At 34.5% G+C, this 15681-nt stretch carries 16 protein-coding genes; all 16 read right to left on the bottom strand.

Translation table 11 applies throughout. The annotated features are described in order from the left end of the window. Window positions 1-8: 8 nt before the first annotated feature. Window positions 9-1550, bottom strand: coding sequence for a DHH family phosphoesterase (locus G7059_RS05535; RefSeq protein WP_240920442.1), 1542 nt, complete (start codon window positions 1548-1550; stop codon window positions 9-11). Next, window positions 1522-3237, bottom strand: coding sequence for a hypothetical protein (locus G7059_RS05530; RefSeq protein WP_166081086.1), 1716 nt, complete (start codon window positions 3235-3237; stop codon window positions 1522-1524). The genes G7059_RS05535 and G7059_RS05530 overlap by 29 nt, the downstream gene beginning before the upstream one ends. Next, window positions 3237-3533, bottom strand: coding sequence for a post-transcriptional regulator (locus G7059_RS05525; protein WP_240920441.1), 297 nt, complete (start codon window positions 3531-3533; stop codon window positions 3237-3239). Before G7059_RS05525 ends, G7059_RS05530 begins: the two co-directional genes overlap by 1 nt. Window positions 3534-3604: 71 nt before the next feature. Beyond that, a complete protein-coding gene (locus tag G7059_RS10520; protein ID WP_240920440.1) occupies window positions 3605-3886 on the bottom strand; it encodes a hypothetical protein in 282 nt (93 codons plus the stop codon). A 32-nt stretch (window positions 3887-3918) separates the two neighbouring features. Continuing rightward, a complete protein-coding gene (murD, locus tag G7059_RS05520) occupies window positions 3919-4881 on the bottom strand; it encodes a UDP-N-acetylmuramoyl-L-alanine--D-glutamate ligase (RefSeq protein ID WP_240920439.1) in 963 nt (320 codons plus the stop codon). Beyond that, window positions 4878-5840 carry a phospho-N-acetylmuramoyl-pentapeptide-transferase gene (mraY, locus tag G7059_RS05515; protein ID WP_166081085.1) on the bottom strand — a complete coding sequence of 321 codons (963 nt, stop codon included), beginning with the start codon at window positions 5838-5840 and terminating at the stop codon, window positions 4878-4880. The genes murD and mraY overlap by 4 nt, the downstream gene beginning before the upstream one ends. A gap of 38 nt (window positions 5841-5878) precedes the next feature. After that, on the bottom strand, window positions 5879-8047 hold the full coding sequence (locus G7059_RS05510) for a penicillin-binding protein (RefSeq protein WP_166081084.1): 2169 nt from the start codon (window positions 8045-8047) through the stop codon (window positions 5879-5881). Between the two features lie 2 nt (window positions 8048-8049). Further along, the gene (gene ftsL, locus G7059_RS05505) at window positions 8050-8349 is read right to left on the bottom strand and encodes a cell division protein FtsL (protein ID WP_166081083.1); all 300 of its coding nucleotides are present in this window, start codon (window positions 8347-8349) and stop codon (window positions 8050-8052) included. A 4-nt stretch (window positions 8350-8353) separates the two neighbouring features. Beyond that, window positions 8354-9265: a 16S rRNA (cytosine(1402)-N(4))-methyltransferase RsmH gene (gene rsmH / locus G7059_RS05500; protein ID WP_166081082.1), complete on the bottom strand. Its 912-nt coding sequence runs from the start codon at window positions 9263-9265 to the stop codon at window positions 8354-8356. Beyond that, window positions 9262-9693, bottom strand: coding sequence for a division/cell wall cluster transcriptional repressor MraZ (gene mraZ / locus G7059_RS05495; RefSeq protein ID WP_166082071.1), 432 nt, complete (start codon window positions 9691-9693; stop codon window positions 9262-9264). Before mraZ ends, rsmH begins: the two co-directional genes overlap by 4 nt. 185 nt (window positions 9694-9878) lie before the next feature. Next, the gene (gene murJ, locus G7059_RS05490) at window positions 9879-11408 is read right to left on the bottom strand and encodes a murein biosynthesis integral membrane protein MurJ (protein WP_166081080.1); all 1530 of its coding nucleotides are present in this window, start codon (window positions 11406-11408) and stop codon (window positions 9879-9881) included. Between the two features lie 8 nt (window positions 11409-11416). Next, entirely contained in the window at window positions 11417-12301 is an 885-nt protein-coding gene (gene murB / locus G7059_RS05485) for a UDP-N-acetylmuramate dehydrogenase (protein WP_166081079.1), read from the bottom strand. A 57-nt stretch (window positions 12302-12358) separates the two neighbouring features. Continuing rightward, entirely contained in the window at window positions 12359-13066 is a 708-nt protein-coding gene (locus G7059_RS05480) for a CBS domain-containing protein (protein WP_166081078.1), read from the bottom strand. After that, window positions 13059-14462: an LCP family protein gene (locus G7059_RS05475; RefSeq protein ID WP_166081077.1), complete on the bottom strand. Its 1404-nt coding sequence runs from the start codon at window positions 14460-14462 to the stop codon at window positions 13059-13061. The genes G7059_RS05480 and G7059_RS05475 overlap by 8 nt, the downstream gene beginning before the upstream one ends. Before the next feature lie 55 nt (window positions 14463-14517). Further along, window positions 14518-14664 carry a 50S ribosomal protein L32 gene (rpmF, locus tag G7059_RS05470; RefSeq protein WP_166081076.1) on the bottom strand — a complete coding sequence of 49 codons (147 nt, stop codon included), beginning with the start codon at window positions 14662-14664 and terminating at the stop codon, window positions 14518-14520. A gap of 14 nt (window positions 14665-14678) precedes the next feature. Beyond that, window positions 14679-15194 carry a DUF177 domain-containing protein gene (locus tag G7059_RS05465; protein ID WP_166081075.1) on the bottom strand — a complete coding sequence of 172 codons (516 nt, stop codon included), beginning with the start codon at window positions 15192-15194 and terminating at the stop codon, window positions 14679-14681. Window positions 15195-15681: the final 487 nt, after the last annotated feature.

Below are 15681 nucleotides of genomic sequence, written 5' to 3'. Positions count from 1 at the left end.
CTCCTGATTTATTGCATTGATTCGATGTTAAATGAAATTTTTGAAGTATTAGAAATATCAAATCTTCCAATCATTTTCGTGAAATTTCGATAATCATTACGACTATACACTGTATTAAAGAATACAGCTTCATCGATCGGAAAATCTTGGAAAACCAATTTATAACCATAACCTCTTAAATCAACCATATTATAACCTTGAGGAAGCAATACTTCAACAAGCGGCAATGTAAATCCTTCACCATATGGCTCAAATGAGGCTAACTCTTGAAGTGCGTTTTTGGTAATTAAGTCAGAAGGAACTTTTAAGACATTATCTGTTTTTGAAACATGATCTAATGCATCAACTACCTTATTTATATCCGAAATAAAATCTTGATAGTATTCTTTTTTTATGGTCATACCAAAAGCAAAGTCATGTCCTCCCATTGCCTCAAAATACTTTCTATCAACTTGTGAGAAAATATTTTGTAGCGAATGCGTATTACTTCGTGCGCTTCCTTTATAAGTATTTTCATATTCTCTTAGAATAATTGTAGGTTTCTGAGTAGTATCGGATATCTTATTAGCTACAATACCTACAAGTCCTTCATGAAAATCTGTATCAGTAATTATTTGAATCGAATCGTCTGTTATTTTCTTCTCAGCAATGACTTGCATTTCTTTTCCTTTATCTTTGCGGAAACTGTTGAGTTTCTCAACCTGGGATGCATACGAACGAATAGCTTTCGTATCTTGGGTTGTAAAGTAGCTAACTGCTGTATTTACATTCACAACATCAGCCATTCTACCAATACTATTAATTTTAGGAATCATTTTGAAAGCAAGTGTTTTTGCAGAGTAACTTGTATACTTATTAGGTTTCACTATCACGTCAAATTGAAGGAATGAATTGCGTTTGATTGCTTCAATTCCCTCCCTAACAATCTCGCGATTCTTGCCCCACAGTGGCATGACATCCGCAATGGTACCTAAACAAGCTAAAGCTAGAAGATAGTCATCATGAAGCCCCATCGTCTCAGCTACACAGTAAATTAGTCCACTAGCACACATTGAATCAGCATATTCATCACAAACATCAGGATGTAAAAAGGAATCTACTTCTATTGGTGCTTCTATAATATGGTGATCCACAATAGCAACACGCATTCCTAGGTTCTTTGCATGCTCAACAACGTCATGAGACTTTACTCCGTTATCAATAATTAAAACGTCAGTATACCCTTTACTATGAGCTCTATCGATTGTAGGTATCGACACACCATATCCTTCTGTAAATCGATTAGGGATGTAGTAGCCTACCTCTATTCCACACTTTTTCGCAAGCATTACCGCGATACTTGTCGAAGCTATACCGTCACAGTCATAATCACCGCAAATAATTAATCGTTCTGCTCGTTGATAGAAATCAATAATCGAATCGACTGCATCATTTTCAACTCTCTGATGTGGTGGGTTAATAAGTTCATAAGCATGCTCATCACTTAAGTGGATAGCCTCAAAGAGCAGTTGTACTAGTGGCTCAAATGTTTTCAGATATGTCATCATCATAATCTTCAATACCCCTTCTTCTACTTACCCTACTACATACATATGTAAAGAGTACAAAACCAAGTCCAATCGCTACAAAGTAGTAGAAAGTGATTTTGGACAGTGTAATACCCATATTAATCGGAACAATAATAAGTATAACAGCTAAGAACGCTCCTACAATTACAAAATTCGTAATAAACTCATCAATGAAATCAGCATAAAACACTTTTGGATTTTTTAAATACGCTTTGGAGTTTTCTTCTGCCAACAAATGATACAACACGGTCGGCACCATAATTATCAGTAAGATCATCTCTTCAGTAAATTTTAAATCATAAATTATTGATAATAGAGTAAATATTACTGGTATTAGTATCGATAGTGTAATAAAAGAACCAATGCTTCGCTTGCTGTACGTTATTTTTAGAAGTATCGCCGCAATTACTGTAAGTCCTATATATCTAAAGTAGAAATCAAACGATTGAAGCGGAAAGTCCTTAGCTTTTGATATATAGTAAGAACTCGTAAGATTCATCTTCGATTGAATAACATTCTTAGAAAGCATTAAATCGTTTTGCGTCACATTGTTATCAAAGTATATCCATAAATACGCTTGATCACTAACTGAATAACTCGTTTGATTCTCATAAAGTCCCAAGGAATTTAGAATTGCTTGAATTTCAAGATATGCATCCGACTCTCTACCTGGAATTAATAAAACAGATTCTTTTGTATAACTTTGACCTAAAGGTAATTCATAGGAAGTTTTAGGAACAAACACTCCTAACACGATTAATAAACTAACACCTATAAGCACAAGGTTTCCAAGAGCTCGCTTTGGATTAGCAAAACGTCCAATAGGATTAGATGTTTCGATTCTAAACCAATGATGACGATCTTCATGAATAAAAGCTTTAATTTGGTTTAATACAACCATAAAAACAGCATTAAAAATTAATATAAAACTCGAGAAGACAATAATTAGTAAACCTTCAGCTGGACTACTAAACATATCACTAAAAACAATAAAAAAAGCAATCAATGTATGTAAGACTAATAGAGAAGCACTCTTACTTAAGTACTCTTTTGAGTCAAATGCATCAAATACCAAGTGCCCTAGTTTACTGTTTAAACCTCGATGGACATTAACACATGAAATAATTAATAGCAGATTTAGAATATACCACATTGATTCTGAAAATGGATAACCAAAAACATTCATCATGAACAAACTAAAAACAAAACTAATGGATATCTTATAGGCTGGAATAATTCCAACAAGTTTAAAACGCATAATAAAATAAATAAAAATAACTGCAACTATACCAAGTACATATAGAGAAATAAAACTTTGGTTATTTGCTAGTTTGGTTGCAGATCCAAAAGTACCAATATGATCAATTGTAAGATCATCAATGGTACTCTTCATGGTTTTATCAATAACTTCAACTGTATCTGCTGAAGATATCGTAATAACATGTTTATTATCATTAACTGAGCGAATTTTTGTCTCAAAATGCTTTGTATTAATTTCATCTAAAAAAGAAACAAGTTGTTCCTTATTTTCCGTAGTAACAACAAGTTTCAAGTCTCGTCCAAATCCTATCCCCGTTTTGATAGAATTCGATACATTCAGTGTAAAAAGAACTCCAATAATCAAAGCTATGAAACTAATGATTAACAGTTGTAGTTCCTTACGTCTCATTATAATTCCTCTTTTTCAATCAAATGTCTATAATCGTCTAGAGAACTTGAATAACCCTTCACTCTAGAATCTACGGCTAACCATCTTACAATCTCATCTTCATTTAAATGCAGAATGTCATCCGCAATCTCGCTAAGACGTGTTGGTTGTCGTCTTTTCCATTTATGATTTATTAATATATGATGTAAATCATCATACGATATACCGGTAAACCCATTACTATGGAGTTGACGCACTTTTAAAGTAAGCAATAATTGATATTGTTGATCATTTCCAATGTTATACACAACGTTCACTCCATTCACATGTAATATAATACACTAAAACTGACAAAGAAAAAACTCTATTTAGAGTTTTAACATAAGATTTATAAATTCATGACTGCTTGTTTGAACAGCTCGCCACGTTCTTCAAAATTATTAAATTGATCATAACTGGCACAGGCTGGTGATAGAAGTATGACTTCGCCTGCTTGTGCGATACGATGAGCATCATTTAAAGCTTCAAACATTGTTTCTACGACAATTGCTTGAGGAAATGATTCTTTAAGTTGCTCTGCGCTATCCCCATAGACATACAATCGTTCAACACGGTCCATATAAGGTTTGAGTATATCAAATGATATATGTTTATCATAACCTCCAAGCATCAGGTATACACCTTTCTCAAATGATTTGAGTGCTACCTCCGTTGATTCAGGATTGGTTGCTTTCGAGTCGTTGTAATAACGTACCCTTGAATCTCGCGTACAAACTCGATACGATGTTCAACACCTTTAAAGTTATGGATTGTTGTCTGAATGTCTTCTAGCTCAACACCAGCAAGGAATGCCATTACTGCAGCAATACTTGCATTTAATATATTATGTTCCCCAACAAGCTTAAATTCAGCAAGTGAGAACAATTTCACTATATTAAAATACACTGCTTCATCTTTAATAAAAACATCTTTTGATACATCATGAAGTGATACATCAATGACTTTTCCTGTATAGTTCTGAGTCAATGCATGAATGTTTTTATCTTCAATATTTCTTACAAATATTTTTACACGATTTAATATTTCTAATTTTGCTGCATAGTAATCTTGCTCAGAATCATAACGATCCAAGTGATCCGGACTTAAATTTATCAAACCATAGACATCTGGCGAAAATGTAGGAGACCCTTCCATTTGGAACGCCGATATTTCTAAAGAAACATCACGTGCAATATTACCATCTTTATATACTGCTTCACTTAATGCATAACCAACATTTCCTGCTAATAACGCATTCTCATTTTTCTTTTGTAACATCTCCCACAAAAGTGTTGCGGTTGTGGTTTTTCCATTAGTTCCTGATATTGCATAATAGTTGTAGTTGCTTGAGAATAAAGAAGCTACTTCAATTTCATTAACCACGTTGTTAAATTGAGAAACTAGCGGATGGTCGTTAGGAATTCCAGGATTCTTAACCACAAAGTCATAAGTATCTACAAGTCCCATATCTTTATCATTTAACGAAACTTTAACACCAAGATTCTCAAGTTCATGACGCTCTATAAAGTCTTGATTCGTAGTAAGAGTTACTTGATATCCTTTTGAGTTCAAGAGTCGTGCTACGCCTATTCCAGAACGCGCACCACCGATTACTAGAGCCTTCATGATAAAGCAATCAAGACAAAGCCTAACACCATACAAATAAGTCCGATTGCATAAAAGAGGTTTACTACATCAGCTTCTTTCCAACCACTTAAAGTAAAACTATAGTGAATTGGAGTATATTTAAATACACGTTTATGTCGTGTTTTCCACGATATTTTTTGAATAATAACACACAGTGTTTCAAATACAAAAACACCACCAATAACTACAAGCAACATTTCTGCATCAAGTAAAACGGATATTCCTGCTAATGCAGCTCCTAAAGCTAAGGACCCTACATCACCCATAAAGATTTGTGCAGGTTTCTTGTTGAACATTAAGAATGCAAGAAGTCCACCAATGAGTGCAAGAATAAAAAGTAAGACGCCTGACTCATTTTGATCATAAGCTAAGTAAGCAAATGGAATTAAGGCAATCACCATTGTTCCACCTGCTAAGCCATCCATACCATCTGTTAAGTTTACCGCATTGGATGCTCCTGAAAATAGGAACATAATAAATGGAATGTAAAGGTATCCTAAATCGATTGCTTGAGTAATAAATGGGATTTTAAGCGTGTTTGTTCCACCTGTTGAAATATAGATTCCATAGAATACTAATGAAAAAAGTAATTGGAACCCCATTTTTGTTTTAGGTGTTAATCCATCATTCTTACCTTCAGTAACAATTTTATAATCATCAATAAAACCAATGAGTGCATAAATACAAAATACAAACACAAGTAAAAAGAGAGAACGATCTATTTTAAATCCATTTAAAAGAATCATTACAAGTGAAGGAACTACTACAAACAATAAACCACCAAATGTAGGAGTCTTCTTCTTATTTTTAAATGCCTCCAAAGCATACTCACTTACTTGTTGTTGTGTATCACGTGACTCCAAGTATCTAATAAACTTTGGATAAGTTATAAATGTAAGTGTAAAAGCACCTACTAGACCCAGTATTTCTATTACCATAATATTCTCTCCTCAATTCGAAAAACATTATATCAAATCTATTCTAAAGTTACACTTATTTCTGTATCTTTATTAATTGCAGTTCCTGCTTCAATAGATTGTGATACAACATAACCACTACCATTCAGTGCAATACTAATACCACTTTGATTCCAATAGGTAACCACTTCTTTTTGTGACCACCCTTTCATATTAGGCATCGTGATATTTGGTCCATTTGTAGTAATATAGACCCGTTCATGACTAATTATTTTACTATCTGCTTGTGGATACTGATTTACTACAATATCTCCATCTCCAATAATAATTGGATCATATCCTTTACTTAGGATATCTTGTTTTGCTTTTTCAACATTCATATTTTTGTAATCTTTTAATGTATCAGCTTTAATCTCAGTAACCACTTCTCCTGTGAATTTACTGATGTTCATTACAGATACAGTTGTTCTTACAACATCATTTACATGAGCTGCTGATGCATTAAGATTGTGTCCGTAATTAGCTTGATACGCTGTATAAACAATAATCTCAGGATCATCGTAAGGGAAACCAAGAGCACTCGAGAAGATGTATTTAGTAGGACTATACCCACCACCTTCAATCGCTAACTGAGCCGTACCTGTTTTACCAATGACTTCAACCTCATCAATATTAAATCGACGTCCACTACCTACTCTACCAGCTACAACATCACGCATTAAATCACGTGCATGAGCAGCAGTAGATGGAGAAAAAACTTGATGTACTACTGTAGTCTTCCCTTGATACGTTACTTCACCTGTATCAGGATCACTAATTGAATCTACAATATAAGGCTTAATAAGGTTACCATCTGTCATAATTGCAGTATACGCTTGAGCCATCTCAAGTACAGAAACAGTAGCACCTTGCCCAAATCCAGGGTTTAGGTATCGTAACGCTGAGGTATCGTAAGTTGTTGAAGGGTAACCAGCGATTGATTTTATACCTTCATCCACTTCTACACCCGCATAAAACCCGAGTTTCTGCATATACTTATCAAATGTTTCATACGTCATATACTTTGTTAATAACTCAGAAATCATAACGTTAGATGATACTGCATAACCATCTCTGAAATTTTGAATACCATAATCAATATTATTAGCGTTCGTAATTGTATGGATTGAACCTGAAGGCGATGAAAGTCTCACTGGTATTCCATTTTTATTTCCTACATAGAATTCTCCAGAATCATAGGTTGCATTATCGTCCCAGACTCCCTCTTCTATTGCAGCAGCAACTGTAAAGGTCTTCATTGTCGATCCTGGTTCATAACTATAATTCAATGTTTTACTTACATAATCAACATCTTCACTATTAGGATCAAAGCCTGGATATTCTCCCAATCCTAAAATCCTTCCAGTTTTAGCTTCCATTACAATTCCCCATGCTGAATCAGCATTAACCCCTGGATCCTTTGTAATACCCTCTAGTGATAGTTCCAGTTGATTTTGAATTGTAGAATCTAATGTTAGTTTAATGTTTTTTCCGTTCACTGCTGGCTCTTCATAAAGTTCAGCATGTTGGAGTTTATTACCAGCTTTATCTTCTTGATACTTCTCTACACCATTAACACCTAAGAGTAAATCATTATACGATTTCTCAATACCCATTGATCCTTGCAGCACTTGATTCTCATCAAGACGTGCAAAGCCAATTACATGAGAGTATTGCCCATCATGTCTTGGTGAAATACGATTACGCACCTGAATAAAGCCAAGTCCTTTAATATCACTTGCCTCAAGTTCAGCTTTTTGATTTGCCGTAAGATATTTTCCTTCATATCCAAATTCGACTTGTTTAGCACTCGAATTCAGGATACTTAGTACTGAATCATAGTCTTTACCAATAACTCTTGAAATCGTAAGAGCTGCGTCTTCTTTATCCACAACGTGTGCTGGTTCTTTCTTCGCTGTATAACGTTCTGGGTCAATGTTTGCAGTAAGCGTATACGCGATAACGTCCTCTGCTAATACATTTCCACCTCGATCAAGAATCGACCCTCTTTTCGCTTGGATCACGCGATTCACTTGTTGAATACCATCAACCTGCTTAACGATGTCTGTTCCTGAGTTTAAATGCAGACCAAATACTGACACAATAAAAATATTGGCACTCACTATCAATAGAATGAGTGCCATTGTGCCAGACATAATCAACACTTTAATGTTCGTTTTTAACTTCAAAATTATTCACCCTTAATAACTACAGTATTGTTACGACTTTCTAATCCAGCTTGTTCAGCTATAGTCACAATACGATTACGATTACGAAGTTCATTCACATCTGATTTTAACACATCATTCTGGGATTTCAAAGTTGCAGTCTCACGTTTAACTTTTTCAATCTCATTCGCAATACTTTGGTTTGTAGTTTTGAAAGTAATTTGTGACACAAATGCAAACACAACTGCTAGGGTAAATAACGTACCTAGTGCTCCTGACCAACGAATTTTTCTTCTTCTTTTAACAATTACATGCTTTGCCATTCTTCTACCCTATCCTTTCAATTCCTCTTAGTATTGCACTATGAGCTCTATTATTATCTTCTAGTTCTTTTTTAGAAGGCTTCATTCCTTTATTTAATAACTTGTAATTCAATGTTTCTTCAATAACTACTGGAATTCTTGGATTAACCTTTGCAGGTTTGCCGTATTTATTGAATATCTCTTTTACATAACGATCTTCTAATGAGTGAAATGTAATGACTACAACTCTTCCACCAACATGTATTGAATCAATAGCTTGTTCAATTGCTTCTCGAGCTTCTTTGAATTCATCATTTACTTCGATTCTAAGAGCTTGAAATGTTTTCTTAGCTGGATGACCCTTTTTAAGTTCTTGTGCTGGATACGCGCTTCGTATACACTCAACAAGTTCAAATGTTGTAGTTACTGGACGATTAGCAATGATCTTTTTAACAATCCCTTTCGCATATCGTTCTTCACCATGTTCTTTAAGAATTCTAATTAAATCTTCTTCACTGTATTCGTTAACAACTTCATATGCACTCAATGCTTGGCTTTGATCCATTCTCATATCTAAGCGAGCATCGAAGCGATAACTGAATCCTCTTGTTGGATCATCAAACTGTGGAGATGATACTCCTAAGTCGAAGAGTACGCCATCAACTGAATCAATGTTTAATGCTTGAAGTGTTTCTGCTATCTGTGTGTAGCTTCCATGAACCAAGGTTATTTTATCTTGGTATGCTTCAAGTCTTTTACTTGTTCTCTCAATTGCATCTGCATCTTTATCAAATCCAATGAGTCGACCTGTTTTTAATTTTTTTAGTATTTCGAGACTATGTCCACCTGCTCCTAAAGTTGCATCAACGTAAATGCCATCAGGCTTTACATTTAGAAGTTCAATGGTTTCGTCTAACATGACTGATATATGTTTCATTCAAAGAACTCCGTTAATGTTTCTGCAATCTCTTCAAAGTTTTCACTTGCAAGAGCATAGTATTCTTCCCAACGATCTCGATCCCAAATCTCAACATGATCGCTAACTCCGACAAGCACACAATGCTTTTCAAGTTTTGCAGCCTTTGTAAGATGTTGAGGTATACGAATACGTCCCTGTGCATCAGTTTCACATTCTGCAGCTTTCGACATAATCATGTGTGTATACATACGAGCTTCTCTTTTAGTGGAAGGTAGTTTCTTAAGGTTTTCATATACCTTTTGCCATTGGTCAAGTGTGTATATTGCCAAACATCCATCTAACCATCGAGTTACAATCATTTTTTCGCCTAATTCATCACGAAATTGTGCAGGAACTACTACACGTCCTTTTGTATCGATAGTATGTTGATGTTCACCGATAAACACTAACTTCACCCACTTTCTACCACTTTGTTCCACTTTCTACCACTATCTTACCATAATCATATTGATATTGGTACTCATTTTATGCTTTTCTAAGCATTTATTTGCATATTTTTGAGAACACAAAAAAAAGAGCAGATTTATATCAAATCCGCTCTATATATTCTTAATTTATGACTTATTTATTCTTATTTTTTAAAGATTATTGGGTATATTAATTGCAAGACAAAGTTTGTTTTCAAACCAATAATGGCAACAAGGTAAACTAAGCCTCCAATAACGATTGAAACAATGGTTCCTAATGTCCCACCTACAAGTCCTACTAGTGGAGTTTTAACGAGTAAGAGAACAACACCCATTGCAGCTGCAGAGATAATAATCTTAGATAGGTCTTTTACGACAGGTCTTAGATTTAATTTCCCTACTAATCGTTTAACACTTAGGTAGTTAGGGTAACAACCAATAATTGCAGCTATAGAGTATGCAAAGGCAATTCCTGCTAGTGGATGTCCAAATCTTCCAAAGAGTGCTGGGAAGATCAGTAAACCAATAATAAAGAGCCCAGTAACCAATACAGAGATCTTTACAGGCGATTTCATATCATGGTAAGCATAATGGATTCTAAAGAATAATTCCCTTACAGATAAAGCAATGAGCACTAAAGCATCAAAGATAAAGATTGGTACAATGACATCAATATCCGCAGGAGTCACAAGACCTCTTAGATATACAATTTCTACAATCCCACGAGCCAAGGCAATAAAGCCTACTAGTGCAGGAACTACAAACACCGAAATCATTAAGATTGATTCGTTAATTGATTTATTGATTTTCTTGATATTTCCTTCAACTACATTTTCAGCAATTGTTGGATAGGTAACATTAAGTATGGCAGTGATAAAGATTCCTGATACAAACGAAGTAAGTCGTGTTGCAAGGTTCATATAAGTAAATGCACCATCACCATCATAAATTACAGTTGCGACATTCTTCATGATAATATCGTTTGCTTGCCCAAGAACCGCTGAAATTAACAGTGGCAATGCTAGGCGAATCATGACTCTTAAGTCTTTGTCATTGAAGTCTATAACTGCTTTGTACTTAAAGCCAGCACGATACATAAAGACGATAACGACAACGGTCTGGATAACCATTGCTAAGAGCTGACCATATGCTAAAAGCATTGGTTGATTAATCGACGAAGCAAAAATAATTGTGATAATAATTGTCAGGTTTGAAACAATAGTAATGGAAGCAGGAACAATAAAACTACGTTTAACGTTTAAATATCCTGAACCTAATTGTACAAACGCAACTGAGAAGATACCAAACGAGATAACTCTCAAAAACGATACAGCATATACTAATGCTTCTTGATTCAGATTCGCTGCAAAGACTGAAATAACAAGTTCTGGTATTGCAAGGATCACAAGCATTAAGGCTGCGCAAAATAGTAAGAAAATATTTAATACATTACTTGTAAAATAATTAACCCGATCTTCCCCATCAGAACTGATGCGAGTAATCATCGGAATAATACCCGTTACAAGCGCTGCCGCTACAATTGATAAGACACTACTTGGAATAGTACTTGCAACGTTAAAGGCATCGGTAATTGCACCCACACCAAAAAACGATGCTAAGATTGTCTCACGTAAAAAACCAAAGACCTTTGCAATGACAGTAATAAATATTACAACAATGGTCATCTTTTTCATAGATTCACCTACTTAATAACACGCCATTCTAATTCTAAATCCACATCATACTCATTCTTAACGCGAGAAATACACTCTTGAATGATTTCAATCATATCTTTAACAGTCGCATTCCCTGTATTAACAATAAAGCCAGGATGCTTCTCTGATACCATCGCACCACCATGACGGTAACCTCGAAGGTTTACTCCATCAAAGAGTTTCCAAACAAATAATGAGTTACCCTCTTTATCTTTTGGACGTTTAAAGACACTTCCAGCATTCGCATAATTACGTGGTTGTTTTACATAACGTTCATGACGATAGTAAAGCATTTTTTCAAGTGCATCATTATAGTTTCCAGGTTCTGCTTTTAATCCTGCTCTTAAGATGAACACAGGCATTTCATTAATTCGTGAATAACGATAGGCAAAGAAATCTTCATCAGGAACAATTCTATCAATTGTATCTGTCTCATAGTTATAAACTTCAATCCAGTTTACATACTGGCTGATTGAATATTGCCATTGTCCAGCATTCATAATCAAAGCACCACCAATAGTTCCAGGAATATCTTCACAGAACTCATAGCCGCCAATTGATTGTTCACAACTAAACCATGCAAGACGATTTAATCGCGCTCCTGCTTCAGCTACGATTTCACCATCAATAACTTCCATATCACCAATCAATGAAGTTACAATGAAAACAGTATCTGAACCATAATGTTCTTTTGTAAATAACATGTTTGAACCATTACCAATCACTACAATTTTACGATCAGCATAGTTGCGTAGTGCTTCAACCATACCCTTAATTGAATAAGCAATCACGATGTCTTCAGCTGTAACGTCAAGACGAAGTGTGTTATAGCGTTTTAAAGACGCGTTTTTCATAACAAAATAGTTAGTCATAAGAACTCCTTTATAAATTAATAATTAACCACTGTAAGTTTACACTTTTACAGTCTATTATTCAAGCTCACGAATAATACGTGGTAAGTCAGCCATCGTAATGATTCCAACAGGCACATCATTTAAATGACCACTGCGTGAAACAACAATAGCAATGACTGTTCGCCCTTTTTCGCTCAATTGCATGATGCGATCAACAATAATATCAAGCTCAGTGTTTTCAGAAAAGAACATGACTCGGTCATCTTTTTCATAAAACTCTAACACATCCTCCACTAACATTTCATCAAGTTTAAGATTTTTATAAGCATAACGTTCCAACAACCGTTGATATAAACGATAGTGCAACATTCCTACATACTGTTGACCATCATAAATAGGAACAACGGAGTAGTTGTGTTTTTGTTGGTGTAATAGAACTGTCGCTAAATTGTCATGAGGCGCTGCATAGTATACTGGTTTGTCTTTGCAAAAATGTCGCACTCTTTTAGGCTCGGTAACTTGGTCCACAATACGATCCATTAATTCAACAACACGATCATGCGGCTCTGCAATTGCTTCATCTTCACCAATACGATTATGCACAATTGCATTACGCAGTTGTGCAAATTCAATCAAATCATTTGAATGGCGCTTAATTGTTGCCTGTGTCTTTGCTGCCATATGAACCATTTGTACAAATCCAACCTTAGGATTATTTAAATACTTTTTTAAATACATTTCTAGTTTAACAAAATCATCCAAAAACCGTTTTGAATTACTCATCGCTAACCTCTTCTTGCATAACGGCATTAATGCTATCTTTTATAGTATTAATACTATCATTATTTGCGATATAAACATAGTATTTATACTTATCTGAGAGGCTATGAACAACTTTCATATCACCAGATCCATCGAGGTTTAACTCTTCAAATTTCCATGAACTTGCATTAGAAATTTCTGTTGAAATATAGCTCATAATGTCATCACTAGGAATATTGGTATCTACTGCATTTTGAAGGTATGTTGATATCTGAGGTAAACGATTCATATTCTCGGAAGTAAATAATTCAGTCATTATTGCTTTTACAAGTTCTTGATGATGCCTTCCTCGAGAGACATCCCCATAATCGATATTAACACGCTCACGAGCAAAAGCTAATGCAGCAGCACCATCAACATGATTAATTCCTTTTACAAAGGAGTGGTTGGTCTCTGTCTTAAATTCGTACAGTGAGTTTACATCAACGCCACCTAACTCATCAACAATATCGACAAATCCGGTAAAATTTAATCGGATATAGTAATTTATATCAATATTAAAAAAGTTCTCTAGTGTCTTTACTGAACACTCAACACCATATATTCCTGTATGAGTTAATTTATCATACGCATCCCCTTCACAGGCTAGCGGAACATAGGTGTCTCTTGGAATGGACACAAGTAATATCTTTTCAGTTTTAGGATTCACAACAGCTAATACGTTCATATCTGAACGAGAACGCATAACATCATCGCCATACGCATCCATACCACTCAAGTAAACAATAAACGAATCTTTTGATACATCAACTGGTTTCGTAATTACTTGACGTGGTTCTTTCATTGTAAAGGTATTAATTGTTTTTGTTTTCATTGAGAAATTATCATCGAAAAACTCAACATCAGATAAGACACTTGATTGAACAAGAATAGCATCTAAACTTTGGTCATATAAAGAGTTTAGTATTTGTTCAGGATCATCAATGTGTTCTATGTTTTTCTCTGATAATTCTGGGTAATAAAGGGATAGTGCTTTTTTAGTATCATTAAACTTTACTCCGTAAAATCCAACATCCTTAATAAGATTGTTTTCTGAATTGGAGTTTGTAATTAAAACATATTCAACGATTTCATAGTCTTTAGTCTCTACTACACGGTTAATCATCTTCTGTGACATCACTAGCCCTGCTGATATAATAAAGATTGAAGCAGCTAACGTTGCTCGCCATAAAGCTTTTTGTGTTAATAACATCACGAGCATCGTAACTGATACTGCAATCAAAAATAGTATCAAACGAAACTTCAAAGGAATAAAGGTCAGAACAAAAAGAGCATAACATAACACTAAGAACGATATTATGAGTGATGCTGAACTGATATAGTAATTTTTACTAAGTTTCTTATTCGTTATTTTCACAATTTACTCCCACAAAATTCACATAAAAAAATCTTGGATATCCAAGACATTTTTATTATTTAGCTTCTGATCGGTCAACACGATGTGGAACTTTCCACTCACCTGTTTCTTTGTCTTTAACTATAGTTACACGTGGTAATTTATAGTGTGTACGACGGCTATTTTTACGTGCTTTCGATGTTCGTCTCTTTGGTACTGCCATGCTTTCACCTCCGTTTATTCAAATTTGAAATCTTTCAATTTAGCAAGCCTTGGATCAATTTCTTGACTCTTTTCCTTGATATAGTCTTCTTCAGTTAAAACTTCCCAACCTTCTCCTTTAGGATAGCTTGTGAGTTCTGGATCAATTGCTTTTAAGGGAACCGCTGCATTAACAACCTCTTCAAGATAAGGTGTTAAATCAAGTGTTTCACCATCAATAAGTTCAACTGTATCCGCTAGTTCATCTTCAACTTCATCAAAACTAAACATTTCTCCAAGTTTAGCACTGAATTCAATATCAAAAGGATTCAATGTAATCGCACAAGGCACTGTCATTATTCCTTCAATTCTCAAATCAGTAATAAGATGAGATGTATACTTGTCATAGTAAATATGACCAACAACGAAGACATCACGCAAAGCAATGAGTCGATTGCGATTTACTAATTTTGTAACTTCGATATCAATTGGCTCATCTATATCAATGCGGGATGAAGTCAATTTATCCAAATCATTTCTTAGAAATTGCATTCTTTTCACCTACTTTTTAACGCTACTTAATTATAGAGAAATCTAACTCTATTGTCAATCATTAAGGCTATTATTCGCAAACTGATTTATTAGAATGAAAACAAAATAAAAACCGCATGATGCGGTTTCTATTTTTTACTAATAGGGGAAAGAATTTGCATAATAATTTTTAAGAGTTCTTAACGAACTTAGGAGAAGATATGTTTATTATGCTGTAAGTTCAACTTACATACTTAGTATAATCATTCAATATGTTCATAATTTAATAATCAAATGGGATTTTGTGTGATGTGCAATTAAGACAAAAAAGAAGTGCAGGATATTATAAGCACTTCTTTTTCTATTCGGGGAAAGAATATGGATTTGATAATTGAAAAATTCATTTGGGGATTATGAATAGGAGAAGCAATTATCAAGCGTAAGACTTATTTATCTTACACTGCTATTCTAACCTTTAGTTATCGTAGAATTACGCACTAAGAATGTT

It is taken from the genome of Erysipelothrix sp. HDW6A, from assembly GCF_011400295.1.
In the GTDB taxonomy this organism is placed as follows: Bacteria; Bacillota_I; Bacilli_A; order Erysipelotrichales; family Erysipelotrichaceae; genus Erysipelothrix.
The sequence above is the reverse complement of the archived record's forward strand: the minus strand, read 5'-3'. Positions and strand labels throughout refer to the sequence as shown.

Excerpts from the sequence above, each read along its gene's own strand:
- G7059_RS05535 (WP_240920442.1), bottom strand. The coding sequence starts at position 1,550 with ATGATGATGACATATCTGAAAACATTTGAGCCACTAGTACAACTGCTC.
- G7059_RS05530 (WP_166081086.1), bottom strand. The coding sequence starts at position 3,237 with ATGAGACGTAAGGAACTACAACTGTTAATCATTAGTTTCATAGCTTTG.
- G7059_RS10520 (WP_240920440.1), bottom strand. The coding sequence starts at position 3,886 with ATGCTTGGAGGTTATGATAAACATATATCATTTGATATACTCAAACCT.
- murD (WP_240920439.1), bottom strand. The coding sequence starts at position 4,881 with ATGAAGGCTCTAGTAATCGGTGGTGCGCGTTCTGGAATAGGCGTAGCA.
- mraY (WP_166081085.1), bottom strand. The coding sequence starts at position 5,840 with ATGGTAATAGAAATACTGGGTCTAGTAGGTGCTTTTACACTTACATTT.
- ftsL (WP_166081083.1), bottom strand. The coding sequence starts at position 8,349 with ATGGCAAAGCATGTAATTGTTAAAAGAAGAAGAAAAATTCGTTGGTCA.
- rsmH (WP_166081082.1), bottom strand. The coding sequence starts at position 9,265 with ATGAAACATATATCAGTCATGTTAGACGAAACCATTGAACTTCTAAAT.
- murJ (WP_166081080.1), bottom strand. The coding sequence starts at position 11,408 with ATGAAAAAGATGACCATTGTTGTAATATTTATTACTGTCATTGCAAAG.
- murB (WP_166081079.1), bottom strand. The coding sequence starts at position 12,301 with ATGACTAACTATTTTGTTATGAAAAACGCGTCTTTAAAACGCTATAAC.
- G7059_RS05480 (WP_166081078.1), bottom strand. The coding sequence starts at position 13,066 with ATGAGTAATTCAAAACGGTTTTTGGATGATTTTGTTAAACTAGAAATG.
- rpmF (WP_166081076.1), bottom strand. The coding sequence starts at position 14,664 with ATGGCAGTACCAAAGAGACGAACATCGAAAGCACGTAAAAATAGCCGT.
- G7059_RS05465 (WP_166081075.1), bottom strand. The coding sequence starts at position 15,194 with ATGCAATTTCTAAGAAATGATTTGGATAAATTGACTTCATCCCGCATT.